Source organism: Flavobacterium aestivum, from assembly GCF_026870175.2.
Taxonomy (GTDB): Bacteria; Bacteroidota; Bacteroidia; order Flavobacteriales; family Flavobacteriaceae; genus Flavobacterium; species Flavobacterium aestivum.
The window spans coordinates 3,100,778-3,126,733 of sequence record NZ_CP113977.2 but is presented as its reverse complement, the minus strand read 5'-3'; the positions used below and the strand labels follow the sequence as shown (position 1 = coordinate 3,126,733).

At 31.6% G+C, this 25,956-nt stretch carries 24 protein-coding genes and 1 tRNA gene; 13 read left to right on the top strand and 12 right to left on the bottom strand.

Annotated elements, in window-relative coordinates; all coding sequences use genetic code 11:
• Positions 1-87 precede the first annotated feature (87 nt).
• Positions 88-894: a hypothetical protein gene (locus OZP08_RS13310; RefSeq protein WP_268846562.1), complete on the top strand. Its 807-nt coding sequence runs from the start codon at positions 88-90 to the stop codon at positions 892-894.
• 11 nt (positions 895-905) lie between these two features.
• Positions 906-1,496 (top strand): hypothetical protein, encoded by a 591-nt coding sequence (locus tag OZP08_RS13305; RefSeq protein ID WP_281322069.1) that lies wholly within the window; start codon positions 906-908, stop codon positions 1,494-1,496.
• A 673-nt stretch (positions 1,497-2,169) separates the two neighbouring features.
• Here the strand turns inward: OZP08_RS13305 and OZP08_RS13300 are convergent.
• Positions 2,170-2,595 carry a helix-turn-helix domain-containing protein gene (locus tag OZP08_RS13300; RefSeq protein ID WP_268846559.1) on the bottom strand — a complete coding sequence of 142 codons (426 nt, stop codon included), beginning with the start codon at positions 2,593-2,595 and terminating at the stop codon, positions 2,170-2,172.
• A gap of 291 nt (positions 2,596-2,886) precedes the next feature.
• Between OZP08_RS13300 and OZP08_RS13295 the strand changes: the two genes are divergently transcribed.
• Entirely contained in the window at positions 2,887-3,243 is a 357-nt protein-coding gene (locus OZP08_RS13295) for a hypothetical protein (RefSeq protein ID WP_268846558.1), read from the top strand.
• Positions 3,244-3,420: 177 nt separating this feature from the next.
• Here the strand turns inward: OZP08_RS13295 and OZP08_RS13290 are convergent, their stop codons facing one another.
• Positions 3,421-4,701 (bottom strand): tyrosine-type recombinase/integrase, encoded by a 1,281-nt coding sequence (locus OZP08_RS13290; protein ID WP_268846557.1) that lies wholly within the window; start codon positions 4,699-4,701, stop codon positions 3,421-3,423.
• A gap of 53 nt (positions 4,702-4,754) precedes the next feature.
• Positions 4,755-4,829 (bottom strand) — tRNA-Val (locus tag OZP08_RS13285).
• Positions 4,830-5,046: 217 nt separating this feature from the next.
• Here OZP08_RS13285 and OZP08_RS13280 point away from each other — a divergent pair.
• Positions 5,047-6,834: an ABC transporter ATP-binding protein gene (locus OZP08_RS13280; RefSeq protein ID WP_281322068.1), complete on the top strand. Its 1,788-nt coding sequence runs from the start codon at positions 5,047-5,049 to the stop codon at positions 6,832-6,834.
• Positions 6,835-6,971: 137 nt separating this feature from the next.
• Here the strand turns inward: OZP08_RS13280 and OZP08_RS13275 are convergent, their stop codons facing one another.
• Entirely contained in the window at positions 6,972-8,141 is a 1,170-nt protein-coding gene (locus tag OZP08_RS13275) for a proline dehydrogenase family protein (protein WP_268846556.1), read from the bottom strand.
• A 90-nt stretch (positions 8,142-8,231) separates the two neighbouring features.
• Here OZP08_RS13275 and aroB point away from each other — a divergent pair, with 90 nt between their 5' ends.
• The 6 genes from aroB to OZP08_RS13245 all read left to right on the top strand — a co-directional run bounded on the left by aroB (position 8,232) and on the right by OZP08_RS13245 (position 15,164).
• The gene (gene aroB, locus OZP08_RS13270; RefSeq protein WP_268849512.1) at positions 8,232-9,299 is read left to right on the top strand and encodes a 3-dehydroquinate synthase; all 1,068 of its coding nucleotides are present in this window, start codon (positions 8,232-8,234) and stop codon (positions 9,297-9,299) included.
• Between the two features lie 290 nt (positions 9,300-9,589).
• Positions 9,590-10,987: a type III PLP-dependent enzyme domain-containing protein gene (locus OZP08_RS13265; RefSeq protein WP_281322067.1), complete on the top strand. Its 1,398-nt coding sequence runs from the start codon at positions 9,590-9,592 to the stop codon at positions 10,985-10,987.
• A 112-nt stretch (positions 10,988-11,099) separates the two neighbouring features.
• Positions 11,100-12,071, top strand: a complete 972-nt coding sequence (locus OZP08_RS13260) for a deoxyhypusine synthase family protein (protein ID WP_268846555.1) — start codon at positions 11,100-11,102, stop codon at positions 12,069-12,071.
• Between the two features lie 9 nt (positions 12,072-12,080).
• A complete protein-coding gene (locus OZP08_RS13255) occupies positions 12,081-12,485 on the top strand; it encodes a DNA primase (protein ID WP_268846554.1) in 405 nt (134 codons plus the stop codon).
• Between the two features lie 84 nt (positions 12,486-12,569).
• The gene (gene recQ, locus OZP08_RS13250) at positions 12,570-14,681 is read left to right on the top strand and encodes a DNA helicase RecQ (protein ID WP_281322066.1); all 2,112 of its coding nucleotides are present in this window, start codon (positions 12,570-12,572) and stop codon (positions 14,679-14,681) included.
• Between the two features lie 3 nt (positions 14,682-14,684).
• Positions 14,685-15,164 carry a DNA-deoxyinosine glycosylase gene (locus OZP08_RS13245; protein ID WP_268846553.1) on the top strand — a complete coding sequence of 160 codons (480 nt, stop codon included), beginning with the start codon at positions 14,685-14,687 and terminating at the stop codon, positions 15,162-15,164.
• A 1-nt stretch (position 15,165) separates the two neighbouring features.
• Here the strand turns inward: OZP08_RS13245 and OZP08_RS13240 are convergent, their stop codons facing one another.
• The 5 genes from OZP08_RS13240 to OZP08_RS13220 form a co-directional block, all read right to left on the bottom strand.
• Positions 15,166-15,681: a DinB family protein gene (locus OZP08_RS13240; RefSeq protein WP_268846552.1), complete on the bottom strand. Its 516-nt coding sequence runs from the start codon at positions 15,679-15,681 to the stop codon at positions 15,166-15,168.
• Positions 15,682-15,712: 31 nt separating this feature from the next.
• Complete coding sequence (locus tag OZP08_RS13235) at positions 15,713-16,120, bottom strand: hypothetical protein (protein ID WP_268846551.1); 408 nt, start codon at positions 16,118-16,120, stop codon at positions 15,713-15,715.
• 1 nt (position 16,121) lies between these two features.
• Entirely contained in the window at positions 16,122-18,707 is a 2,586-nt protein-coding gene (locus tag OZP08_RS13230; RefSeq protein ID WP_281322065.1) for a phosphoenolpyruvate carboxylase, read from the bottom strand.
• A 93-nt stretch (positions 18,708-18,800) separates the two neighbouring features.
• Positions 18,801-19,280 carry an Lrp/AsnC family transcriptional regulator gene (locus OZP08_RS13225; RefSeq protein WP_281322064.1) on the bottom strand — a complete coding sequence of 160 codons (480 nt, stop codon included), beginning with the start codon at positions 19,278-19,280 and terminating at the stop codon, positions 18,801-18,803.
• Between the two features lie 77 nt (positions 19,281-19,357).
• Complete coding sequence (locus OZP08_RS13220) at positions 19,358-20,512, bottom strand: M14 family metallopeptidase (protein ID WP_268846549.1); 1,155 nt, start codon at positions 20,510-20,512, stop codon at positions 19,358-19,360.
• A 310-nt stretch (positions 20,513-20,822) separates the two neighbouring features.
• Here OZP08_RS13220 and OZP08_RS13215 point away from each other — a divergent pair, with 310 nt between their 5' ends.
• Positions 20,823-21,296 carry a helix-turn-helix domain-containing protein gene (locus OZP08_RS13215; RefSeq protein ID WP_268846548.1) on the top strand — a complete coding sequence of 158 codons (474 nt, stop codon included), beginning with the start codon at positions 20,823-20,825 and terminating at the stop codon, positions 21,294-21,296.
• Between the two features lie 100 nt (positions 21,297-21,396).
• Here the strand turns inward: OZP08_RS13215 and OZP08_RS13210 are convergent, their stop codons facing one another.
• Positions 21,397-21,951: a 1-acyl-sn-glycerol-3-phosphate acyltransferase gene (locus OZP08_RS13210; RefSeq protein ID WP_281322063.1), complete on the bottom strand. Its 555-nt coding sequence runs from the start codon at positions 21,949-21,951 to the stop codon at positions 21,397-21,399.
• Between the two features lie 64 nt (positions 21,952-22,015).
• Between OZP08_RS13210 and OZP08_RS13205 the strand changes: the two genes are divergently transcribed.
• Positions 22,016-22,681 (top strand): spermidine synthase, encoded by a 666-nt coding sequence (locus OZP08_RS13205; RefSeq protein ID WP_268846547.1) that lies wholly within the window; start codon positions 22,016-22,018, stop codon positions 22,679-22,681.
• A gap of 68 nt (positions 22,682-22,749) precedes the next feature.
• Here OZP08_RS13205 and kdsB read toward each other — a convergent pair whose 3' ends face one another.
• Positions 22,750-23,475 (bottom strand): 3-deoxy-manno-octulosonate cytidylyltransferase, encoded by a 726-nt coding sequence (kdsB, locus tag OZP08_RS13200; protein WP_268846546.1) that lies wholly within the window; start codon positions 23,473-23,475, stop codon positions 22,750-22,752.
• Between the two features lie 269 nt (positions 23,476-23,744).
• On the opposite strand from kdsB, the gene OZP08_RS13195 reads away from it, so the two are divergent.
• A complete protein-coding gene (locus OZP08_RS13195; protein WP_268846545.1) occupies positions 23,745-25,085 on the top strand; it encodes a beta-alanine-activating enzyme beta-propeller domain-containing protein in 1,341 nt (446 codons plus the stop codon).
• Positions 25,086-25,115: 30 nt separating this feature from the next.
• On the opposite strand, the gene ygiD is transcribed toward OZP08_RS13195, so the two are convergent.
• Positions 25,116-25,946 (bottom strand): 4,5-DOPA-extradiol-dioxygenase, encoded by an 831-nt coding sequence (gene ygiD / locus OZP08_RS13190; RefSeq protein ID WP_268846544.1) that lies wholly within the window; start codon positions 25,944-25,946, stop codon positions 25,116-25,118.
• Positions 25,947-25,956: the final 10 nt, after the last annotated feature.

Sequence of the window (25,956 nt, the reverse complement as noted above, 5' to 3'; positions counted from 1 at the left end):
ATAAAAATATTCTTACTTTGTGAAAACTAAAACGTTCTCGAGAAACACTTTACGTTATAAATACTTTATTAACACTAAAAAGAAATAATGAAAAACAAATTACAAAGAATTGCAAAAGTAATGCTATACTGTTTTCTTCTCATTGCATTAAGTTGTGAGAAAGACGATGCATTGATGGAACAAGATGTTAAAATGGTTGAAGCCAAAACAGTTTCGATTAATAAAGTTACTGGCAAAGCACCGCCTGTCCTTCCCTGTCAAGATGGGGATTGCAATACAGATGGCGGCGGCGGAAATCCAATTCCATTAAGACCAGTTATTATAACGGTTTCAAGTACTGGAACTCCGGTGGTCTATACGCCTCGTGGTCCAGTAACTGGAGGAATAAGTACAGGAGGAAATACTTCAATTGGTGGTAACGGTGGTGATGGATCGACAACAAGTCCAGCAGATTCTCCTCCTCCTAGTTGTGAAAGTTTTAATTTTACAGCAAAAAAAGGTGCTAATTGGCAAGAAGCATTGATTAAAAATATTAGTTTTAAAGTTGTTTTATTAACTCCACCTAACCATATTCAGATAACACAAATTATCAACTACCCCCAGCCTATAAGTTTTGGTATGCCAATAAATTTTAACAAAGGCAATGGAGATGTAACTTCAGGTGTTGCGGCAACAGTTTCTGCAAGAGTTCTTCAGTTGGCTATGGATGAAACAATTGCTAAATTTGGTAAGACAGAAGTTTCTGAATTAACAGTTAAATTATATTTTCAAGAACAATTAATTAAGGAATATAGGGACTATACCAATGGAGGCATAGTAAATTTTAACTCAACTTCGAATCTTACTGCCACACAATATAAAACGAATCCACTAAGTTCAGGAAATTGTGATTAAATTATTTTTATATGATATATGAAGTTTTAGTAAATTTGGCTTATTTATTTTATCCTAAGAATGTATGTCCTTGGGATGAAAATGAAAAATATTTTCAAACCAAAGAGTATAGAAGATTGTCGTCAACTATAGATTTTTTTAATTCTGATGAAAACAAGAAATTACGAAGTAGTATTAAAGCAGAATTTGAAGAAGATTTAGTTTTAAAAGATTTTGAAGATTTCTCAAGACTAGATAATCAGGATAGATGCGTTAAGTTTTTTTTAAATGTTTTTGAAGATGGTAAGTTATTCTCTATCACATTATACTTAAGTATTTTAAGTCCTTATTATGTAATTGTATCGATGAAACATTCACCTAGTCCGTTTTTTTCACAATTAAAAATAAATGAACTTGAACGGGCAAATACAGACACTAGAAAGTTGAAAGATTTAATTTTAGATATAGAATCGATTGTAGAAAAGAAACTCCTATATCAAAAGTTCCCACAAGAATTAATTCATACTGTCATAGATAATATTAGTTTTCAAGGGATATATTTAGGACATTTCAAAATGTATAATGCTTTTTTTAATAATGAAATATATGAAAATACTAACTAGAAATTATTTGTTTTTTGTGACATTCTGCATTTTGTTGTTTGTCTATTTTTACTTTTATCAACATTTTTATACCATTAATTTGTATGACACTTACTATCTAATAAGTTATTTCTTTTTCGTGGTTGCTGCCTTTATTATTGGGACTGTTTTTTATTTGAGGGCAATTTTAATAAAAAAATTAGAAAAACGTGTAGAGGAATCCCAAGAGAGACATTATTCAAAATATTTGTTGATGTTCTTAACACCAATTTCATACCTGAAAATAAAGCCAATTACTAAATACTATTTAATTTTTGTGGTACTCTGTATTTTGTTATCTGCCTATCTTTACCTTGCTGATTATTTTTATTTAGCTAGCTATAATGGTACTTATCATTTTGTGAGTTATTATTATTTTGTTTTACCAATTCTAATTATTGGTACTATTTTTTATCTCCTAAAAAAAAGACAGATTAGAAATACTTTATAAGGTTTACTTATTCGCCAGTAGCAACAATTGTACTGTTATTTTCTTTAACACTTTATATTGTTAATCTTTTATATAAACAGATAAACAAGATAAAATAGTTTTATTGATGAAGGAAATACTGTCTATTTAATTCATAATTCCAATTAAAAGAAGAGGCAGTCTAAAAAATTAGACTGCCTCTTCTTATGTAAACTAAACTTTATATTATTTCTTATCAGCTAATTTTTCCAAATAAGAGATTTTTTCTTTTTCCGCTGCTAATAAACGTTCGTAAAGCTTTTCCTTTTCATCGTAAAGCTCTACAATTTTATCTAGTGGATTGAATGTGCAATTGTTGGAACTGTATGGAGCAAAAACTTGACTATTATTAAAATCGTTGTCATGTATATCACTAAAATAATTTATAACCCCTTCTTCAGAAAAATTTTTGATTGCTTCTGCGGTTACTCCAAGAGCTTTTGCAACTTCAATAAGTTTTTCTTCTTCAATTGTTTCATTTGCTTCCATATTAGAAACTGACTGTTGACTTACACCAATAGCCTTAGCCAATACTTCTTGCTTTATACCTTTTAGTTCTCTTATACGGCTAATATTTCTGCCTATATGTTTTGGTTTTGTTTCTGTGCTCATAGCTCAAAGATATTTAAAATCCTGTAAAAAAAATCAGTTTTAATAAAAAACAAGTATGTATTTGTAATATACAATTTCGAACAGTTCGCTATGTTGTAATCTATTACTTACTTGCGTATGCTAAACAAAAATACAAATTAAAAATAGTGTTTAACATCTAAAAAGCAAAATTATGAGTTGGCTTATACTATCAAAGCGATACAGGAAATTTCAAGACTGGGTAAATAAGCTTCGATGTAAAATATCAAAGTATCTTGAAAAATTAGTAATCCAATTGAAAAATGAGTAACTATGGAAACCAATAATATTAAAACCAAACATGAATTACATGAACTAGTCAGTGCACTTTTTACAACATTAACACCTGACAAACAGAAAAAGGATTTATATGCCGTATCATTTACCGTTTATGATTACAGTCACTTGATGCTTATTATCTCCGACCTTATAAGGCTTTGTGTGCGCTCCATAGAGGATGAATCTGAGCGTGGTTCTGATTCTGAGGAAAGTTCAAAAGTCAATATCGCACAAATATTGAATATTGCAATTGAATTATTACCCATTGATGAAGCTGAGTTTTTAGACAAGTCACGGGAAATACTTTTAAAAGAGATCAGCAATGATGTTCTTGAAAATCAAAATTCCTAATAGCTAATCATTCTATTTAATCGATTAAATAGAATACATGAAATGCCCTTAAAAAAAAGTCTCTTAATAAAGAGACTTTTTTAGTTATCAGAATGGCGTTTTTTAGTTTATAATCAGCTTTTCAATATGTTTTCTTTCAAAAGCAGATTTTTTTAAGAATCAGGAATAAAAAAAAATCTACAATTCAACTGGCCAATTTAATTTTAAATGTTCTGAATAATCCTCAGGAAGAGCAGCATCTATGTCTCGTAAATATTTCTCTAACGCACTCATTGTTGAATGTCCCGTAATAAGCATTAGCTTAGATTTAGCTTCGAAAGGGGTCATTGTTTGTACAAATTTTTGATATAGTCTTCCAATAAAATAATGGCGGAAACTATATAATCCATATTCAATTCCAAGTCCCAAAGGTTTTTTAACTACCCTATTAAATCGTTTAGTAAAATAGCCTCTTTTGTCGTCTTCGTTTTTAGTCACCCATTCTCCTATTCCATTGGGAGTAAAAAGAAAATGTTTTTTGTTTTTATTTTCTAAATTTGGTAGCTCCCGAAGCATAATTTCGGGAATAATTTTTGTTTTTACAGGCTTGTTTTTAGCTTTTATGTAAATACGTTTGCCAATAATGTCAATGTCTTCAACTCGCAATCTGCATACTTCTACTGGGCGCAGGAAATTGTATGAAATAAACAAAATAAAGAGCAACAATTGACTATCCTTTTCTTTGAGGTCTTTAAAAATTTGTTCTTGAACAGTCTGAGTATAGGTTTTATTTCTTTTTGGAGTTGATTTTAAAGTCGGAATTTTTAAAATAAAATTATCCGCTATAACATCATTATCCTGTAATACTTGAAATAAAGATGATAATATACCTCTAGCATCATTGTAATTACGGGCAGATGTTTTGGCAACAATTTCGTTTAAATAGGTCTGTGCGGCTTTTTTTGTGATTGCCGTAATAGGTTTTCCTATAAATTGCTTTTTATAGAGCCATTCTTTAAAATGATTTATCCTTAGTTTATAGGTAGCAAATGGTTTTTCGGCTAATACTTTCTCTTTTAGTTTTATTCCCATTGCAAAGGCTTCTTCAATGGTCAGAATAACATCTTCCTCTACGGTATCATCAGGAGTATATGGATTGTAGCCATTTTTTAAAACGATTGACAAACTAATGCGGTATTTTTCTAAAATCTCTAAACGTTCTTCTTTGGTCTTATACCAATTTACACCATCCTTTATGTTTGGTTGACGAGTTAGTAAATTTGTTTCGGGGTCACGAAATGAATAGTATAGATACCAATTCTTTTTTAAGGCTGCTTGTTTTTGGGCTTCTGAAAGTGTTTTCCATTTTTTTATATCAACACCTCCAGTATAGATTTTTGGGTCAGAATATTGTCGTTTCATTTCTAAACCGTGTACGTTTTTGTGTATGTTTTTTAAAAAGTCATTAATTTTTTGCATAAAAAAAAGCGATTTACTTCCGTAAATCGCTTATTCTAAATGCTTTAAATCTGTGGGCGATGAGGGGTTCGAACCCCCGACCCCCTCGGTGTAAACGAGGTGCTCTGAACCAGCTGAGCTAATCGCCCTATTTTTGAATCTTAACAAGTGTCGTTGTCGTGATTGCGTGTGCAAATATACAACTAGAACTCGTATTTGCAAGCAAAAAAATGAAAAATATTCATAAAAAAACGAACAAATTTCTTTACAAACTCAGTAACAGCGGGTTATCATAATATAAAATTGCATTATTTTTTTGCTACAGCTTGCTTATAGCATTACATTTGTATAATAAACTAAAAAATAATGGCCCGATTCAAAGAAAATGATTTACCAAAATCGAAAATTACAGCAAGTTCACTAAATAAAGCGCTATTAATATTTAAATATGCTGCACATCATAAATGGAAATTTTATCTTGGGTTACTATTTTTACTACTAACCAGTGTGACTGCCCTAGCCTTTCCTAAATTTATGGGAATGCTTGTAGACTGTGTAAACAAAAAAGATGCCCACTTGGCCAATGAAATTGCTTTAGGTTTAGGGGGTGTACTCTTGTTACAATCTGTATTCTCTTTTTTTAGACTTTCACTGTTCGTTAATTTTACAGAAAACACATTGGCAAATGTCCGACTAGCATTGTATACCAATTTAGTTAAATTACCAATGACCTTCTTTTCGCATAAGCGTGTAGGTGAATTAAATAGCCGAATCAGTAATGACATCACACAGATTCAAGACACTCTAACAACTACCATAGCTGAATTTTTAAGACAATTTATATTGATAATAGGTAGTTTTATCATGCTAGCCAGCATCAATATTAAACTGACTATTATGATGGTTTCTATAGTTCCGTTGGTTGGTGTTGCAGCAGTTATTTTTGGAAGGTTTATTAGAAAATATTCTAGAAGAGTGCAGGATCAAGTGGCCGAAAGTCAAGTGGTGGTCGAAGAAACCATGCAAGGTATTAGTATTGTTAAGGCTTTTGCCAATGAATGGTACGAAATAGGACGTTACAAAGACAGAATCAGAGAAGTGGTTAAAGTTGGTATAAAGGGTGGACAATTTAGAGGGTACTTTGCCTCTTTTATTATTATTTGTTTGTTCGGAACCATTGTAGGAGTTGTTTGGTATGGGGTACAACTGAGTATTGCCGGAGAAATCACGGTAGGTGAATTATTTACTTTTATCCTGTATTCAAGTTATGTAGGTGCATCATCAGGAGGTATTGCCGAGTTGTATGCACAAATGCAAAAAGCGATTGGTGCCACCGAAAGAGTTTTTGAATTGCTGGACGAAGTGCCGGAAGAAATTAATTCAAACGAACACGTTCCTGTCATAAATAAAATAAAAGGAGATGTAACTTTCAATAATGTGGCTTTTAGCTACCCTTCTAGAAAAGAAGTTCAGGTTTTAAAAGGAATTGATTTCACGGCCAGCTTCGGACAAAAAATAGCCATTGTTGGTCCTAGCGGAATGGGAAAATCTACTATTGCTTCTTTATTATTACGTTTTTATGATATAAATAGTGGAGAAATTCTAATTGACGGAAAAAACATTTATGATTACGATCTGGAAAATCTTCGTGGTAATATGAGTATTGTTCCTCAGGATGTAATCCTTTTTGGAGGAACTATTAAAGAGAATATTGCTTATGGTAAGCCTAATGCTACAGATGAAGAAATATATACAGCAGCCAAGCAAGCTAATGCTTATGACTTTATACAAGGTTTCCCTGAAAAGTTTGAAACAGTGGTTGGAGAAAGAGGTATTAAACTATCAGGAGGACAAAGACAGCGAATTGCTATTGCACGCGCCTTATTGAAAAACCCATCGATATTGATTTTAGACGAAGCAACATCTTCATTAGATAGCGAAAGCGAAAAACTGGTCCAAAAAGCTCTGGAAATCTTGATGGAAGGAAGAACAAGTATTATCATTGCGCACCGTCTTTCTACAATTCGTTCTGCTGATCAGATTTTAGTACTTGACAATGGTAGAATTAGTGAACAGGGAACACACCAGGAATTAATTAATTTAGAAAATGGATTGTATAAGAATTTGAGCAAATTGCAGTTTAGTAATTCTTAATTAAATTACTTCTAACAAATTTATTTTGACTATAAAATGCAATCAATTACGATTTACAAGTAGTTAACGTATTAGGATAAAAAAAAACCGGCAGATTGTATAATCACCGGTTTTTTATTTTAGAAAAGAAAAAGAAACTATTTTTCTTTTCTTCTGTTTCTCTCAGCTTTAATCATAGAAAGTTCACGACTGGTTTGTCCAGCAACAGAAGTGTTTTCTTCCGCACGACGGATCAAGTACGGCATAACATCTTTTACAGGTCCGAATGGCAAATATTTTGCAATATTATATCCTTTTTCGGCTAAGTTGTAACTGATGTTATCACTCATTCCGTATAATTGTCCAAACCAAATTCTGTCATCATTCGATGGAATTCCTTTAGTTTTCATTAATTCCATCAATTTATAAGTACTCAACTCATTATGAGTTCCAGCAAAAATGGCCATTTTGTCCAAATGTTCTACCATATATACAACAGCTGCATCATAATTTATATCTGATGCTTCTTTAGAAGCGCAAATTGGAGTTGGATACCCTTTTTCTGTAGCACGAACGTTTTCTTTTTCCATATAAGCACCACGAACCAATTTCATTCCTATAAAAAATCCTTCGGCTTTGGCTTGTTCGTGTAATTTTTTCAAATAATCCAAACGATCCCAACGGTACATTTGTAAAGTATTGAATACAATTACTTTTTCTTTGTTGTATCTGCGCATCATTTCAGTAACCAAATCATCAGCAGCATCTTGCATCCAGCTTTCCTCAGCATCAATCAATAAGGCAACATTTTTTTTGTGGGCCTCACTACAAACTAAATCAAAACGAGCTACTACTCTATCCCATTCTGCTTGCTCATCAGGAGTTAACGCTTGTTTTTCTCCTAATTTTTCATATAAATCCAAACGACCTAAACCTGTTGGTTTAAAAACTGCAAACGGAATTGCTTGACGTTCTTTTGCAAAATCTATAGTTTTCAATGTCATTTTAAGAGCAGCATCAAATTGATCTTCCTCTTCTTTACCTTCTACAGAATAATCCAAAACCGAAGAAACTCCTTTGGTGTACATTTTATCAACTACAGATAAGCAGTCTTCTTCGTTTACTCCACCACAAAAATGGTCAAAAACGGTAGCACGAATTAAACTTTCAACAGGAAGATTGGCTTTTATTGCAAAATTAGTAACCGCTGTTCCTATTCGAACTAAAGGTTGACTACTTATTAACTTAAAAAGAAAATAAGCTCTATCTAATTCTGTATCGCTTTTCAATGAAAAGGCAACTTGGGTATTATTAAATATTTGTTCCATTTATGTTATTTTTTTATGCAAATATAAAGAGACTATGAATATTATTCAGTAAAAAATGCCTTATTTTGCGCTTTCAATTAAATAACCATGATGCAATCTATACAAGCCAATAATTATCCTGTTCATTTTAATGAAACAGCATATAAAAAACTAAACCAACACTTACAAGAAAATAAATATTCTAACCTATTTATTATAGTAGACAGTAATACAAATGATCATTGTTTGCCAAAGTTTTTGCCTCTATTGGAGACAGATCTTGCTATAGAAATAATAGAGTTTGAAGCAGGTGAACCTAATAAGAATATAGAAACTTGTATTCAGATTTGGAACGTTCTTACTGAGCTTGGTGCTGATAGAAAAACATTGATTATTAATATTGGTGGTGGTGTTGTGACAGACTTGGGAGGTTTTGTGGCATCTACTTTCAAAAGAGGTGTAGATTTTATACATATCCCTACTACCCTATTATCAATGGTGGATGCATCCGTTGGTGGTAAAAATGGAGTGGATTTAGGTAATTTAAAAAATCAAATAGGTGTTATCAATACTCCAGAAATGGTTTTGATTGATACTAACTATCTGCAAACAGTTCCCCAAAATGAAATGCGTTCTGGTCTTGCCGAAATGCTGAAACATGGCTTAATCTATGATAAAGCATACTGGGAATTATTCCTGGATCTTGGATCGATTGATTTTGAAAAACTCGATACGCTTATTTATCGTTCTGTTGAAATCAAGAATGAAATTGTAATGCAAGATCCAACGGAGAAAAACATTAGAAAATCATTGAATTTTGGTCATACTTTAGGACATGCAATAGAAAGTTATTTTTTAGAAAATGAAAACAAGACTACTTTATTACATGGAGAGGCTATTGCAATTGGAATGATTTTAGAAAGTTATATTTCATTGCATAAAAATTTAATTACCAATGCTGAATACGATCAAATAAAAACAACTCTAAAATCAATTTACGATGATGTTGTTTTTGATGAAAGTGATATTGATCCTATACTGGAATTGCTTATTCATGACAAAAAAAATGAATACGGAACGATTCAATTTGCATTGATTGAAGGCATCGGAAAAATTAAAATTAATCAATCTGTTGAAAACGAATTAATTCTAAAGGCTTTCGAGGATTACAAATCTTAGTTTTTTTTTAATAAAAAGCATTGCATTACGTCTATATTATTTTTTACATTTGCCCCGATGAATAAGAATCAAAATAGCACTAATTTTTCTGCCAAAAAAAGCGGCAACAATAGATCTTTTTTAAGGCTATTGAAGCGTTTTTATGGGATAAAAGGAAATTTTAGTTTTGATGTTTTTCAATACTTCAAAGCCGATTACGAGAAGCTACAAATTATATACGCAAACATTAGGGTTTGATTTTTATGTTAATTCTATTTTAAAATAAAATTAATATAAAACTCATACTACAGATGAATACAAAATATTCTGATTTAATAAATCAAACTTACTACTTTCCACAAGAGGAATTTAAATTAAACAAAGACAATCTTCAGTTTCACAATATAGATTTGATGAAATTGGTAGAAACTTACGGAACACCTTTAAAATTTACCTATTTACCTCAAATTTCAAATAACATCAACAAAGCCAAAGGATGGTTTCGTAAATCGATGGAAAAGAATAAATATGAGGCTAAATACTACTACTGTTATTGCACAAAAAGCTCTCATTTTGAATACATTATGAATGAAGCTTTCAAGAATAACATTCATATTGAAACTTCTTCAGCTTTTGACATTAATATTGTTGAAAATTTATTAGAAAAAGGTAAAATTAATAAGAGTACCTATATTATCTGTAATGGTTTCAAAAGAGATCAATACATTGACAATATTGCGAGATTAATAAACAATGGCCATAAAAACACCATTCCTATTATTGATAATTATGAGGAATTGGATTTGTTGCAAGGGCAAATCAAAGGAAAATTCAAAATCGGGATTCGAATTGCTGCCGAAGAAGAACCTAAATTTGAATTTTATACTTCAAGATTAGGAATTGGATACAAAAACATTGTACCTTTTTATAAAAAAGAAATAAAAGAGAATAAAAAACTGGAACTGAAAATGTTGCACTTTTTTATTAATACCGGAATCAATGACAATGCTTATTACTGGAATGAGCTTGTAAAATGTATCAAGGTATATGTTGCTTTGAAAAAAGAGTGCCCTACCCTTGATGGATTGAATATTGGTGGAGGCTTCCCTATCAAGAATTCATTGGCATTTGAATACGATTACCAATACATGATTGATGAAATTATCAATCAGATTAAAATTGCCTGCGACGAAGCCGAAGTTGATGTGCCTAATATCTTTACAGAATTTGGTTCATTTACAGTTGGAGAAAGTGGAGGTGCGATCTATCAGGTGTTGTATCAAAAACAACAAAATGACAGAGAAAAATGGAATATGATCGATTCATCTTTCATAACCACATTGCCAGACACTTGGGCTATAAACAAGCGTTTCATCATGTTGGCAATCAATAGATGGAATGATACTTATGAAAGGGTTTTATTAGGCGGAATGACTTGTGATAGTGATGATTATTACAATTCAGAGCAAAATATGAATGCTATTTACCTGCCTAAATACAATAAAGAAAAGCCATTATATCTTGGTTTTTTCAATACAGGAGCTTATCAGGAAACTATAGGCGGATATGGAGGTTTACATCACTGTTTGATACCACAGCCCAAGCATATTTTAATTGACAGAGACGAAAATGGCATACTTGCCACCGAAGTATTCTCAGAACAACAAACCGCTGAGGATGTACTAAAAATATTAGGTTATAATAAATAATTAATAAAAAAAAATGTTATTTAAGAAAATTCGTATTTATAAATTTCTTTTATTTGTAAATACGAATCTCAAAAAACCTTTTAAACATTAAATAAAATAAACGTTAAAGAAAATGAGTAAAGGACCAATCAGTCAGTTTATTGAGAAGCATTATCTGCATTTCAATTCTGCATCTTTAGTTGACGCTGCAAAAGCATATGAACAGCAATTAGCCAATGGTGCAAAAATGATGGTAACTATGGCTGGTGCTATGAGTACCGCCGAAATTGGAAAGATTTTTGCCGAAATAATTCGCCAAGATAAAGTTCAGATTATTTCTTGTACAGGAGCCAATCTTGAAGAAGATATAATGAATTTAGTAGCACATTCACATTACGAAAGAGTTCCAAATTACAGAGATTTGACTCCACAAGACGAATGGGATTTGTTAGAAAGAGGTTTAAACAGAGTAACAGATACTTGTATACCGGAGCACGAAGCATTTCGTCGTCTTCAAAAACACATTTACAAAATTTGGAAAGATGCTGATGATAATGGAGAAAGATATTTCCCTCATGAGTTCATGTATAAAATGCTACTTTCAGGTGTGTTAGAAGAATATTATGAAATTGACTTAAAAGATAGCTGGATGTATGCTGCTGCTGAGAAAAATTTACCTATTATTGTACCAGGATGGGAAGATAGTACTATGGGTAATATTTTTGCATCTTATGTTATAAAAGGAGAATTGAAAGCTTCTACCATGAAATCAGGTATAGAATACATGACTTTCTTGTCTGATTGGTATACGAAAAATAGTTCTAATGGTGTTGGATTCTTCCAAATTGGTGGTGGTATTGCTGGAGATTTCCCAATATGCGTTGTACCAATGTTGTATCAAGATATGGAAATGCATGATGTTCCGTTCTGGAGTTATTTCTGCCAAATTTCAGATTCAACAACCAGTTATGGTTCATATTCAGGAGCTGTTCCTAATGAAAAAATTACTTGGGGTAAATTAGATATAAATACACCAAAGTTCATTATTGAGTCTGACGCTACAATTGTAGCTCCATTAATTTTCGCTTATTTGTTAGATTTATAATAATTATTTATGAAAAGAGTAATAGTTGATTACGCAAAACTGACCAACGAAATTTTAAATCTTTTGATCGAAAAATTTCCTGATGGTTATGATGATTCAGATATCATACGATTTAGAAATGCCAAAAACGAATTAATCGAAGCTGTTGAAGTTAGAACAGAAGACACCATATATTTAGTAAAAGTAAGTACAAAACTAGCTGATAGAATTGGAAATTACGATGATGATGATGAAATTGATGATGTAGTTGAACCAATAAGCGGTCTTGAACTAGATGTTGATGATGCTGACGACGATGACGACGATGACGATAATCTAGACAAACCAGATGTTGATGGTGACGATGATGACGATGATGATGATTCTGATAAAAGTGACATTGCTGATGACGATGACGAAGATGATGAAGACTAATCATCCTTCTTAATGATATAATTAAAGGAACTCAAATTTGGGTTCCTTTTTTTATTAGATTTATTAAATAAAATATACGCCAAAATGACCACCGAAATTCTACATGCCAAACTAAAAGAAAATTTTGGGTTTGAAAAATTTAGACCCAATCAGGAAGATATTATAAATTGTATACTTGCTGGGCAAGACACCTTGGCCATCATGCCAACTGGAGGAGGAAAATCAATATGTTTTCAGCTTCCGGCATTAGTCTTATCAGGAATAACAATTGTGATTTCGCCACTAATCGCTTTGATGAAAGATCAGGTTGATAGCTTAAAAGCCAACGGAATTCCCGCTTGTTATATCAATAGCTCCCAATCTGATGAGGAGCAACAATTGCACATTCAGAACTTAATAGAAAATAAAGTCAAACTTGTTTATGTAGCTCCGGAGAGTTTGTCCTATCTTGAAAATGCTTTTAGTCAAATAACTGTTAGCCTGATTGCTATTGATGAAGCACATTGTATTTCGGCTTGGGGGCATGATTTTAGACCGGCATATACGAATTTGGGATATCTAAAAAATCGCTTCCCCTCTACTCCAATCTTAGCTTTGACAGCAACTGCCGACAAAGCAACACGTACAGACATAAGTGATCAATTGAATTTGGTAAATCCTAAAACATTTGTTGCTTCATTTGACAGGAAAAATTTGAGCCTGGAAGTAAGACCGGCTTTAGACCGAGTAAAACAAATAATTGATTTTATAAAAGATAAACCCAATGAGTGTGGAATAGTTTATTGTTTAAGTCGTAAAACAACTGAAGAGCTAGCAGAAAAATTGCAAAAAATCGGAATAAAAGCAAAAGCCTATCATGCTGGTCTAGACAATAAAGTTAGATCGAAAACGCAAGATGAATTTATAAATGATGATTGTCAGGTAGTTTGCGCCACGATTGCTTTTGGGATGGGAATCGATAAATCGAATGTACGCTGGGTAATTCATTATAATTTGCCTAAAAACATAGAAGGCTATTATCAAGAAATTGGTCGTGCCGGTCGTGATGGTTTACCATCAGAAACGGTTTTGTTCGAAAGTTATGGTGATGTTGTTCAATTGCAAAAATTTGCATCTGTAGGTTTGAATGCCGAGGTACAACTGGCTAAACTGGAAAGAATGAAACAATATGCTGATGCCTTAAGTTGTCGCAGAAAAATTTTGCTTTCCTATTTTGGAGAATTGATTACTGAAAATTGTGGCAATTGTGATATTTGCAAAAATCCACCCGCTTTTTTTGATGGAACAATCATTGCCCAAAAAGCCCTATCAGCTGTGATTCGTTTACAGGAATCTGAGGCACTGCCAGTAATTGTTGATTTTTTGAGAGGCTCAAAAAATGCTTCAATTTATGACAAAGGGTATCAAAATTTAAAAACGTATAATGTAGGGTCAGATATATCTTGGCATGATTGGAATCAGTATATCATTCAACTAACTAATTTGGGATACTGTGAGATTGCTTTTCACCAGCAAAACAAAATTAAATTAACCTCTTTAGCAAAAAAAGTATTATTTGAAGGTGAAAAAGTTCAATTAACGACCGTGCCAAAATTTAATGCTGAAAAATCAGAAGTAAGTCAAGTAAGAAGTAAAACCACAACTAATTCCCTTTTTGAAATTCTTAGAAAGCTTAGAGCAGAATTAGCAAAAGAAGAAGAAGTTCCTGCTTATGTCATTTTTAATGATGCGACTTTGAAACAAATGGAAATTCAAAGACCGATGAGTGATGAAGAGTTCATCGCGATTGATGGTGTTGGAAAAGCTAAACTTGAAAAATACGGCGATTCATTTATCAAGGCAATTATAGAGTTTCAAAAAAATAAAGTAGTTCGGAAGAAAAAAGAAGGAAGTACTTATAAAGAAACTTTAGAATTATTTCAAAGCGGACTAACTGTTGAAGAAATAGCCGCAAAAAGAAAATTGGGAGTGACAACTATAACTTCACATTTGGCGAAACTATATGTTGATGGACATCCGATTGACTTGAGTGTCTATATTACTGAAGCAGAAATTTCAAAAATTGCCGAAGCCAAAATTAAATTAGAATCACCTAATGCGTTAAAACCCTATTTTGAATATTTTGAAGAACAGATTGCTTATGATAAAATCAGAATTGGTTTAGCTTTGATTGAAAAAGAAAATGCAACACTTTAATTTATGACGATATATTCATTTCCTTACTTTATAAATTCAAATACCGAAGTATTGATTTTGGGAACTATGCCTGGTTCAGTATCACTTACCAAACAGGAATATTATGCAAACCCGAGAAATCATTTTTGGAAAATTATGTATGCCCTATTTGATACATCACCAATTGCTGAAGTTTTTGAAGAAAAAGTTCAATTCCTTTTATCCAATAAAATTGGTCTATGGGATGTTTTAGAAAATTGTGAAAGAAAAGGAAGTTTGGACATCCATATCAAGAATCAAAAAGAAAATGATTTTGAATCCTTATTCAGAGAATTTCCGTCTATTACCAAAATTATATTTAATGGTAAACAGAGCCATGCCTTTTTTTATAAAAGATTTGGACAGATTGAAGGCATCACGTATTATGTAATGCCTTCGACTAGTCCTGCTAATACTATGACTTTTGAGAATAAATTGAAAATTTGGTCAGCTTGTTTCAAATAATCTATAAATATCTTTCTTGGAAAATTTTTTGATGGTGCTTTTGATGACCGATAGTAACAAAACCTAAAGCACGAACCGAAATTTCATTATTAGAAGCAATTCCTAATCTTTTTAACTGTTCATCAGATAAACTTTTATACAGCAATAAAGTTGATTGTCTTACTGCAGAAAATTCAGTTAACAAATCTTGAATACTTCTTCCGTTAGCATTAGTGTTATCTACATAATCATTTTCTTCAAAACCTGGTAAAGGAGTTTTGTCATTTCTGGAAATTCTCAACGCTCGGTAACTGAAAATTCTTTCTGTATCAATAATATGCTGAATAATATCTTTTATAGTCCATTTTCCTTCGGCATATCGATAATCAAATTTGTCTAAAGGAATATTTTGAACAAATTTGATGAAATCGTGTAAAGAGATTTCTAATTCTTCAATTAATTCAACATTTGAAGCAGCTTGAATGTAAGTCGCAAAATGACCTGAATATTCATTTACGGGTAATTGGTTTGAGTTCATTTTTGTTGGTTTGTTTAATTTGATATTTATTCTAATATTTAATATAAATCGACATTATTGCAATGATTATAATTGAGAAAAAAGACAATATCGTATAATTATAGCAGGATTTTGAGTTCCTAAAACTATATACTAATTCTTTATCCGTTAGTTTTTCAAAATCTGGATTATTAAATAAATTCATTCCATTTATCATTTCATCTTTGGAATTACCATAATCGATTTTGTTTATCCTAAATAATTCTGGCTCTTTAACTTTTAATTGACTACTAAATGATGTCACACTGCTAAAGGAATGATAACCAAAGATTGGGACTCCAAATATAAAAAATATAAAAGGGGAATAATTATTGTAATAATTTGGGCCTAATGTAACCCAAATTATACTCAAAATTAGTAACGTTAAATAATATTTTCTTGGATTGAATTTAGTTTTCATACTAAGCTGAATTTCTACTGGCATTAGTATTTCCGAAAAGAGATCGTGTTACGATTTTTTCATATACTTTTACCAGCTCCAAATCAGGATTTTTTTCTTTGTTTAATTCGTTAATTCTTAACAGTGCATATTGTTGTATTGTCAACAAAGGCAATACAATACGCTCTCTTATCTGAATAGATGCTTTACCATCAGGATAGTTCTCCATTAATTCAGTGTGACCAGCAATTTTTAATAATAATCTTTTGGTTTCCAAAAACTCATCATAAATAATTTGCCAAAAAGCTCCAAATTCAGGATCCTTACTCATGTAAGCTGTCAGTGGGAAAAATGATTTTGCCAATGACATCATACTGTTTTCCAAAAGCGTTTTGAAAAATAATGATTCATCATATAATGACTGAACTTTATCCCATTGATCCGTATCTTCAAAGTGCCTCAAAGCAGAACCCACTCCAAAAAATCCCGGTACATTTTGTTTTAGCTGACTCCAAGAACCCACAAAAGGTATTGCGCGTAAATCTGCAAAATCTAAAGTTTCGGATTTACTTCTTTTTGAAGGACGGCTTCCGATATTCGTTTTCGCATAATATTTCAAAGTACTCATTTGTTCTAAGTACGGAATGAATTTTGGATGATTCTTAAAACTTAAATATTTATTATATCCTAAATCAGCTAATTGATTTAGAATTTCTTTTTCATTGGCAGACAATTCATTTTGGCCTTTATTGAATACCTGATTGGCTACACCAGCACTCAAAAGATTTTCTAAATTATAACGACAAGAATCTAAGGTTCCGAAATTAGAACTAATCGTTTGTCCCTGAATTGTAATTTGAATTTCGTTATTTTCGATATTTGGACCCAGTGATGCATAAAATTTATGCGTTTTTCCGCCACCACGAGCAGGAGGTCCCCCACGCCCATCAAAGAAAATTGCATTAATTCCATATTTTCTGGAAATGGCAGTAAGCGATTCTTTTGCTTTATAAATACTCCAATTCGCCATCAAATAACCACCATCTTTCGTGCCATCAGAGAAACCAAGCATTATAGTTTGCTTATTATTTCTGTTTTCTAAATGTTTCGCATATTCAGGATTGGTGTACAATTTTTCCATGATTACATGGGCATTATGTAAATCATCCACGGATTCGAATAACGGAATAATATCTACAGTAGCATTTTCCCAATTACTCAAGCGGAATAATGCAAAAGTTTCCATCACATTCAGAGCGCTTTCGTTGTTACTGATAATATAACGATTGGCTCCAAATTCACCATTTTTCTCTTGAATTGTTTTAATGGCTTGAATAGACCCTAGTGTAGATTTTGTCATTTCATTATCAAAATCATTCAAATCCAAATCTCCTTTTGCATTCGATAAAACTGCAAATTTTTCTTCTTCTGATAAATTAAAATAATTAGCAGGAAAAACATCTGAACCAGATTTTAAATGATAAGTTACAATATCATTAAAAACGGCATCATGAATTTTACTGTTTTGACGAATGTCTAAAGTGGCAAAATGAAAACCAAATAAATTCAAACGGATAAGCAAAGCGTCAATTTTATCTAAATATAAAGACTGATGTTGCTCGATTATTATTGTTTTAATTTTATTTAATTGCGTTTTAAATTCTTCTAATGTAATATAGATTTCACCACGAGAATAAAAAACTGAACGATATAGTTTTTGTTCAAGTTCTGCAACCAAAACATCTACTCCAGAGAATGTTAGCTTTCTTTTTAGACTTCTAATTTCGATATAATAACATTTCAAAATTGAAGTCCTAAGACGCTCCGCAACTTTTAATGTGATTTCTGTTGTAACAAAAGGATTTCCATCACGATCACCACCTGGCCAAAAACCAAGTTTAATCAATGGATTTTGAATGGAATTCCCTTTGAAAATATTCTTCTGAAGATAATGTACCATTTCTCCGGAAGTATTATAAAATACATTTTCTAAGTACCATATTAAACTTACTGCTTCGTCATAAGGATTTGGTTTCTCATTTTGAATAAATGGAGTTTTCCCTAACTGCGCTAACAATTGTTTTATATCCTGAAGGTCATTTTTCCTGATAGCCTCTGTTAAATCATTGATAATACCCAAGACGGCTCCAGGGTAAAATTGTGTTGGGTGTGCCGTAAGAACCGTACGAACATTGAAACTCTCTAAAAACTCAATCAACTCTTCTTTATTATCTCTGGCATCTGATTTTTCTTTTATATCACGAAGAGAACCTCTTCCTTCCATATTATTTACAATAGGGAAAGCTGCATCTTCAATAGCATCAAATAAAACTATCTGACGTTCGATATATTGGATAAAATGAAACATTAAATTAATCTTATCCTTTTCTGAAGTGCTGTGCATGTACTTTTTAGAAAAGAAATCAACTATTTCCTTTGGAGTTTCTAGTCTCTTGAAACCGCTATCACAAACATCTGTAAATATTGGCAACAAAACACCTGTATTATCAATGGAGTCAAATGGTAACGTAATAAATACACTGTTGTAAATATGGTATTTAGAGAGAACGTCTTGGTTGAAACGTTCGATTTTAGGCAGCGTGTACATAAAGGTTATATCGGTTAAATTGGTTAATTTGGCATAAAAAAACCCCAAGATTACACTTGAGGTTATATTTATAATATAGCATTCAAGATTTCATTACATTTCTTTAAAGATAGTGTGCATCAAACGCTTCTTATCGTTGATGCTTTCTTCTAATGAAATCATAGTTTCTGTTCTGTATACTCCATCAATATCGTCAATCATAAAGATTACGTCTTTAGCATGCTTAGTATCTTTTGCTCTGATTTTGCAAAAAATATTAAATTTACCTGTAGTTACTGAAGCTACAGTTACATAAGGAATTTCGTTAATACGTTCTAAAACGAATTTAGTTTGTGAAGTGTTATTAAGAAAAACACCTACATAGGCGATAAAAGAATACCCCAATTTATCATAATCAAGAACCAATGAAGATCCCATAATTATACCGGCATCCTCCATTTTCTTAACTCTAACGTGGACAGTTCCTGCAGAAATTAATAATTTTTTGGCAATGTCAGTAAATGGAACTCTTGTGTTGTCAATCAACATATCTAGTATCTGGTGATCTACTTCATCTAAACGGAACTTACTCATAATTCTTTTATTATATGGTTATTTTTTAATATAAAGATTAAATTTATGCATAAAAGTTGAATAAAATGCTAAAAAAATTACTTTTTTATTAATCCATTAACAAAATGCAAATTATCATTTAAATAAAAGTCTGCTTTTTGATTTATATTAGGAATATTAGTAAAATCATCTTTATAAGATGCTCCTTCAGCATCGAACTCATAATGACCAAAATAATTTTCTAAATCACCTACTTCAATTATGTAAGCATTAAAACAAATTTGACCTTCTATTAATTCTTCTTTATATTGTGCAGCAAAATTCGTAATTATTTCAATACCATCATAATTTATTTTGACATTTTTATACATAAAATCATAAAAAACGACTTTATTCTGCGGAATGTTTAAATATTTGTCAATTCCATTGCTAACTATATCGTTTTCGTTAAGTATTGTAAAACTGGAAACTAAGGCCATAAATGCAAACTTTCTGGTCTCTTCTCTCAGATAATCATCTTGGAAATGTCCTGCCTCAAATAATAATGTAGGCACTCCAAGAAATTGAAAAGTATCTCCGATACAGTTAATATTGAACGAATCATCAAATCGACCTATTTGACCAGGTATGTATTGCTGTAAAACATCATTTATTCCTGCAATTAGGTTAATTGACTGCAATCTGGTTTCATTTACTTCTCTTTCTTCATTATAAGAAGGTGCCAAGAAAGACATTGTTGCTGGTTTTCCGGTATCTGAAACTCCAAAAATAGTGCGCTGATCGTGTAGATTAAAACAAAAATGAGGCTCAAATTCTTCGAAAGCTGCTCTTAAAACTTTACTTTCTGGCTGAGTTAGAGTTTGTGAATCACGATTCAAGTCGACATCGTTGGCATTGGCTCGTGTATATAATTTTGCTCCATCAGGATTCAGCATAGGGATGCAGGAAAAAGTAAAAGCTCCCAGTAATTCTTTTGCTAAATCTGTTTCACTGTTTAGTAAATTTATAAAGTCAAAAAGCGCTTTAGTAGTTGTGCTTTCGTTTCCATGCATTTGTGACCACAGGAAGATTTTTGTTTTTCCTGTCCCAACTTGGTAGCTATAAATTGGCGCTTCTAAAACAGATTCACCAATAATTTTTACATTCTTTTTGATATTATTTCTCTCCAATAAAGGAGTTATAGAATCTAAAGTAAGATAGCGTCCCTCAATTAAGCTTTCTTTATTCTGAATAAATAATTCTTCCAAATTCATATTACAATGTTTAATTTACAAAAGTAAACATCTTTATAGTTATAATTGTAAACAATGAAATTTTTAATCTATTTAAATTTGTAAACAATTTTTTAAACTTTTGAATTGCGATAAAAACAAAAGCATAAGAACTAATTGTATTCTGTTAAAGAATTGTCTATTTTTTTTAATATCAATTATTTAGGAGTGTTTATATAATTGATCACTATAAACAAATATACCTGATTGATGCATTTTCGTAATGCAAATTAGTAGATATCACATAGTTTAATTACATTTGTAAATGCTCTAACTTAAACAGTAATTCACAATGGTAAACACTGATGAATTTATAAAGAGACTAGAAATTATCTTAGACTATTTTGGTCTGAATGCCTCCTCATTTGCAGATAAAATTGGGGTGCAACGTTCTAGTATGTCCCACCTACTTTCAGGTAGAAACAAACCTAGTTTGGATTTTATTCTTAAAATAATTGATATTTTTCCAGAGGTAGATTTATATTGGATATTGAATGGGAGTGGTTCGTTTCCTAAAATAAATGAAGAAAATATTTTGAAGGATAGTATTTCCGAAGATTTAAAAAATACTACCACTACCCCATCCAGTTCTGAAATTTTACCATTGGATTTATTTTCAGAAATTAAAAATCCAATGGAAACTAATTCAATCGAAACTCAAAAATTAGAAAATTCAAATCTTCTTAGTAGTGCTTCATCAGATGAACTGGAGAAAATTGTGTTTTTTTACAAAAACGGCACTTTCAAAGTTTATACACCAAATTAATACTGGAAGTACTTACCTCTTCTATTTTTTGAAATTTGAAAATTTAATTTTTATTTTTTGTTTTATCCAATTCTCAGGAAGGTAGGAACAAATTAAAACTTTACTTTATTTGGAATCCTTTTTCAGGATATTTTCCAGTTACACCTTTGTAATGAGTGTACAAAATAGCTAAATCAGAATCTATATTTCCTGATGGCGTTATTGGTGCTCCAAAACTAACCACTTTTTTTCCAAAATCTAATGCGACCGGAACTATGGGTACATTTGCTTTAAGGGCTATATAATAAAATCCAGTTTTGAGTTGCTCTACCTTTTGACGGGTTCCTTCCGGTGATAATCCCAAACGGAATACTTCTTTTGAATCAAAAAGGGCAGCAATAGAATCTACTTTATTTAAACCTCCTGTACGATCCAATGGAGCTCCTCCTAAATATTTAAAAAACCATCCAAATGGAAAACGAAACAATTCTTTTTTTCCAACCCAATTGATATCTACTCCTGTTGCTCCTCTACAAATTATGGCTATATAAAAATCATGCCAACTGGTGTGTGGCATTACTGTTACTACACATTTCTTTATTTTCTCATCAAAATCTCCTCCTATTTTCCACCCCATAAGATTAAAAAATATCCATCTGTAGATTTGTTTCTTCATTAAATTTTTAATTTTTGCGCAAAATAAATAATTTAAATCCTATTTTTGGTAAAAACTCAAACTAATGTTAAAGAAACTGTTTAGTTATTTCATTCCTATAAAAATTTTTAAAGTAAATTCTTCTTTAAGTAAAACTATAGAAGTAACCTGGGCAAATGGGGAATTGGTTTTAGATTCAGAAAACACCAATTATTCTTATGGTAGTCTACAACGCATTTTGAGAAAAGGGCTAAAACATATTGGATTTGAAAAAATCGCAAAGATGGAACATGTACTGGTGCTGGGGGTTGCAGGAGGAAGTGTGATCAAAACTTTGGTTGACGAGATTAACTTTAATGGTAAAATTACTGGTGTAGAAATAGATCCTGGTATCATTACTATTGCCAATGAATATTTTAAATTAAACGAGATTCAAAATTTAGAAATTATAATTGACGATGCTTTTGAGTTTGTTTTGAAAACAAAAGACAGATACGACTTGATTATTATTGACATTTTTCAAGACACCACAATGCCTAACTTTTTATTCGAAGAATTTTTTGTGAACCGTATTTGTTATTTATTAAAAAGTAAGGGAACCATCCTTTTTAATACTATGTGTTTAACGGCAGCTCATAATTCTAGAAATAAAACCTATATAGAAGAATTTAATGATAATCATTACCAAATTCAATCAATTCCCAGAATTGAAAGACATAATGAGTTGATTATTATCAACAAAACAGCATAAAAAACAGGAATATACTTTTGTTTATTCCTGTTTTTTATGCTGTTCCTTTTTTAATTTAGGCTATAGATCTAGATCATTTTTCTAGCTTTTTCCAAATCTTCAAGAGTATCAATTCCGATTCCTACATGAGTGGTTTCAACCATTTTGATGCGCTTTCCAAATTCTAAATATCGTAATTGCTCTAGCTTTTCGGAAGCCTCTAATGATTTCATTGGCAAATTATAGAAATCTAATAACGCTTGTTTTCTAAAGGCATAAATGCCAATATGCTGCATATATCTAACACCTACATTTACTTCTCTTGGATACGGAATCACTGAACGAGAAAAGTACAAAGCAAATCCGTTTTGATCTACTACCACTTTTACATTATTAGGATTATTGATTTCATCTTCATTTGTTATCTCACGCATCAACGAAGCTAAATCGACTTGTTGGCTTAAATCGTTTTTAAAAACTTCAATAACTTTTGCCAAAGGTTCCTTATCTATAAAAGGTTCATCTCCCTGCACATTAATCACAATATCTACATCCAGATTTTCTACAGCTTCGGCAATACGATCACTCCCCGATTCATGTTCTTTTACGCTTCGAATGGCTTTTCCACCATTAGAAACAATTTCGTTATAGATTAAATCAGAATCCGTTACCACAAAAACGTCGTCGAACAAATTTGTATTTATGGCTGCTTCATAAGTTCTTAAAATCACGGTTTTGCCTCCTAAATCTTGCATGAGTTTTGCTGGAAATCGTGTAGATGCGTAACGGGCTGGAACGACTGCTATTATTTTCATTTTTCTTATTCAATTTCAATATAAGTTTCAAATATACTTTTTTATAATCTAAAATTAAATTGAAATCTTAATGAATTAATTACACAAAGCATCAGGTTCAATCCTTATATTTTTTTGTTTAAAAATCAGCTAAATATAAGTTTTAACTCTAATTTAATCTTTCTTGTTAAATATTTTACAGAATGATAGAAACACATTTTTAGTATTAAATTTCTTGCTATATTGTCATCTTCAAAAATGTCATTTGCACTCACAAAAAATAAAATAGCATGAATAAATCATTTATAGTAATTATCCTCTCACTTTTTTTAATTACGAGTAGTAGTTCTGTTTTTGCACAACTGGAAAAAAATACAACAATTAGTGCATTTCAAGATCGAGTCTTTAACAATGATCCAAAATATAAGCCTTTGGGTAACCAAAAATGGGCTTTTAAAACAAATGGAAAAATATTTTCATCACCTATCGTTCAAAATGGAATTGTTTACATAGGTAGCGAAGATGGGTTTCTTTATGCAATTGAGGAACAGTCCGGAAAATTACATTGGAAATTTAAAACAGGCGGTGCTGTACATAGTTCACCAGTAATTTTTAAAAATCTGGTCTATATAGGTAGTTTTGATGGTAATTATTATGCTATTGATACCAAAAACGGCCATTTGAAATGGAAGTTTAAAACCGGTGGGGAAAATTGGTTCGGGGAAAAAGGCTCTTTAGGCATGAAACCACTTGATATGTATATGGACGATTTATGGGATTTCTTTTTATCATCACCAGTAATAAATCTTGAAGAGGAAAATCCAAGTCTTTTCTTTGGGAGCAGTGATGGGAATGTATATGCACTCAATGCGCTTACAGGAGAACTAAAATGGACATTTAAAGCAAATGGCTCTATTCATTGCAGTCCTGTTCTTTATAAAAACAGTTTGTATATTGGTAGTTGGGATGCCAATTTATATGCGATAGATGCAGAAACTGGCAAAGAGCGCTGGCGATTTGAAACGGGAAGAAAATCTGGTTTTACAGGAATTCAATCTACAGTTGCTGTTGCCAATGATATGGTTTATTTTGGAGCTCGTGATCCTTTTTTCTTTGCTGTCAATGCCGAAACTGGTAAACTGGTTTGGAAATACAATGCCGCCTCTTCCTGGATATTAAGTTCTGCAGTTGTAGTAAATAATGTGGTGTATGTTGGCACTTCGGATTCTTATTTATTGCTAGGCTTGGATGCAAAAACCGGCACCGAATTATTTAAATTCAAAGCTAATGGCTACATATATTCCTCTCCTGCAATAGCGGGTAAAACGGCTTACTTTGGTGATTTCACAGGTAACTTTTTTGCTTTGAATATTGAATCCTCAGGCAAAGAATGGAATAGCTTTAGTACAGAAAACAGAAAACTATTTGCTCCTGGAATTCTAAATAATGACCTTTTGGACTTTAGATATGCTGCCAAAGGATCGAATATTTCACTTTATAGCAATAATAAAAAAGTAATGGATGAATTCTATAAATTGGGCCCAATTGTTTCTTCACCATTTGTTGCCAATAATACTGTGTATTTTGGAAGCGCAGATGGGAATTGTTATGCAATTGAGTTGCAAAAATAAAGAGTGATTTAAAAAAGCTTTTTAATTGTCTTAAAAAATCTTCACCGAAGTCATACTTAGAGAACCTGCAACCAATTTGTCATTAAACAAGCTCAATTCTTCTGATTTCCCTTTTAGTCCTAAAGTATAAATCAAGGGTAAATAATGGTCCGGCGTAGGAATCGATAGTTGAAATGCTTTGCTTTGTTTTTCGAAATCTATAAGCGGTTGGAAATTTTCGTTTACTAAATAATTATTTATGCTTTCTTTGGCTTCAATTGCCCAATCATAGCCATAATTGTCTTTGTCAAAATTATGAAAATCTACTAATCGCAAATTATGAATTATATTTCCGCTGCCTACAATTAGGATTCCTTTATTTCTTAATGCACTTAGTTTTTGGGCTAATTCAAAATGATACTGACCAGATTTAGTGTAATCAATACTCATTTGAATTACAGGTACATCTGCATTGGGATATAAATGTTTTATTACGCTCCATGCACCATGGTCTAAACCCCAGTGTTGGTCTAATTCTACTGCCGTTGGTGATAATAATTCTTGGGTTATTATAGCTAATTCCGGGCTACCTTTTGCAGGATATTGTACCTCGAATAACTCTTGTGGAAAACCTCCAAAATCATGAATGGTTCTAGGCATTTCCATAGCGGTAACTTTGGTTCCATTAGTAAACCAATGTGCCGAAATACATAAAATAGCATTTGGTTTTTGCAATGTTTTTGCCAAGTTTCGAAAACCAGTCACAAACTGATTTTCTTCAATAGCATTCATAGGGCTACCATGTCCTAAAAACAATACAGGCATTTTCTCGGTATTTAAAAATGAGTCCGATATTTTGTGTAAATCATTTAGAGTGTTCATAATGCATTGA

Bases quoted from the DNA above. Each gene is read 5' to 3' on its own strand.
- recQ (WP_281322066.1), top strand. From the start codon at position 12,570: ATGACCACCGAAATTCTACATGCCAAACTAAAAGAAAATTTTGGGTTT.
- OZP08_RS13220 (WP_268846549.1), bottom strand. From the start codon at position 20,512: ATGAATTTGGAAGAATTATTTATTCAGAATAAAGAAAGCTTAATTGAG.
- OZP08_RS13225 (WP_281322064.1), bottom strand. From the start codon at position 19,280: ATGAGTAAGTTCCGTTTAGATGAAGTAGATCACCAGATACTAGATATG.
- kdsB (WP_268846546.1), bottom strand. From the start codon at position 23,475: ATGAAAATAATAGCAGTCGTTCCAGCCCGTTACGCATCTACACGATTT.
- OZP08_RS13310 (WP_268846562.1), top strand. From the start codon at position 88: ATGAAAAACAAATTACAAAGAATTGCAAAAGTAATGCTATACTGTTTT.
- OZP08_RS13295 (WP_268846558.1), top strand. From the start codon at position 2,887: ATGGAAACCAATAATATTAAAACCAAACATGAATTACATGAACTAGTC.
- OZP08_RS13230 (WP_281322065.1), bottom strand. From the start codon at position 18,707: ATGTACACGCTGCCTAAAATCGAACGTTTCAACCAAGACGTTCTCTCT.
- OZP08_RS13210 (WP_281322063.1), bottom strand. From the start codon at position 21,951: ATGAAGAAACAAATCTACAGATGGATATTTTTTAATCTTATGGGGTGG.
- OZP08_RS13205 (WP_268846547.1), top strand. From the start codon at position 22,016: ATGTTAAAGAAACTGTTTAGTTATTTCATTCCTATAAAAATTTTTAAA.
- OZP08_RS13240 (WP_268846552.1), bottom strand. From the start codon at position 15,681: ATGAACTCAAACCAATTACCCGTAAATGAATATTCAGGTCATTTTGCG.
- OZP08_RS13265 (WP_281322067.1), top strand. From the start codon at position 9,590: ATGAATACAAAATATTCTGATTTAATAAATCAAACTTACTACTTTCCA.
- OZP08_RS13215 (WP_268846548.1), top strand. From the start codon at position 20,823: ATGGTAAACACTGATGAATTTATAAAGAGACTAGAAATTATCTTAGAC.
- OZP08_RS13300 (WP_268846559.1), bottom strand. From the start codon at position 2,595: ATGAGCACAGAAACAAAACCAAAACATATAGGCAGAAATATTAGCCGT.
- OZP08_RS13255 (WP_268846554.1), top strand. From the start codon at position 12,081: ATGAAAAGAGTAATAGTTGATTACGCAAAACTGACCAACGAAATTTTA.
- OZP08_RS13235 (WP_268846551.1), bottom strand. From the start codon at position 16,120: ATGAAAACTAAATTCAATCCAAGAAAATATTATTTAACGTTACTAATT.
- OZP08_RS13260 (WP_268846555.1), top strand. From the start codon at position 11,100: ATGAGTAAAGGACCAATCAGTCAGTTTATTGAGAAGCATTATCTGCAT.
- OZP08_RS13305 (WP_281322069.1), top strand. From the start codon at position 906: ATGATATATGAAGTTTTAGTAAATTTGGCTTATTTATTTTATCCTAAG.
- OZP08_RS13195 (WP_268846545.1), top strand. From the start codon at position 23,745: ATGAATAAATCATTTATAGTAATTATCCTCTCACTTTTTTTAATTACG.
- ygiD (WP_268846544.1), bottom strand. From the start codon at position 25,946: ATGAACACTCTAAATGATTTACACAAAATATCGGACTCATTTTTAAAT.
- OZP08_RS13280 (WP_281322068.1), top strand. From the start codon at position 5,047: ATGGCCCGATTCAAAGAAAATGATTTACCAAAATCGAAAATTACAGCA.
- aroB (WP_268849512.1), top strand. From the start codon at position 8,232: ATGCAATCTATACAAGCCAATAATTATCCTGTTCATTTTAATGAAACA.
- OZP08_RS13245 (WP_268846553.1), top strand. From the start codon at position 14,685: ATGACGATATATTCATTTCCTTACTTTATAAATTCAAATACCGAAGTA.
- OZP08_RS13275 (WP_268846556.1), bottom strand. From the start codon at position 8,141: ATGGAACAAATATTTAATAATACCCAAGTTGCCTTTTCATTGAAAAGC.
- OZP08_RS13290 (WP_268846557.1), bottom strand. From the start codon at position 4,701: ATGCAAAAAATTAATGACTTTTTAAAAAACATACACAAAAACGTACAC.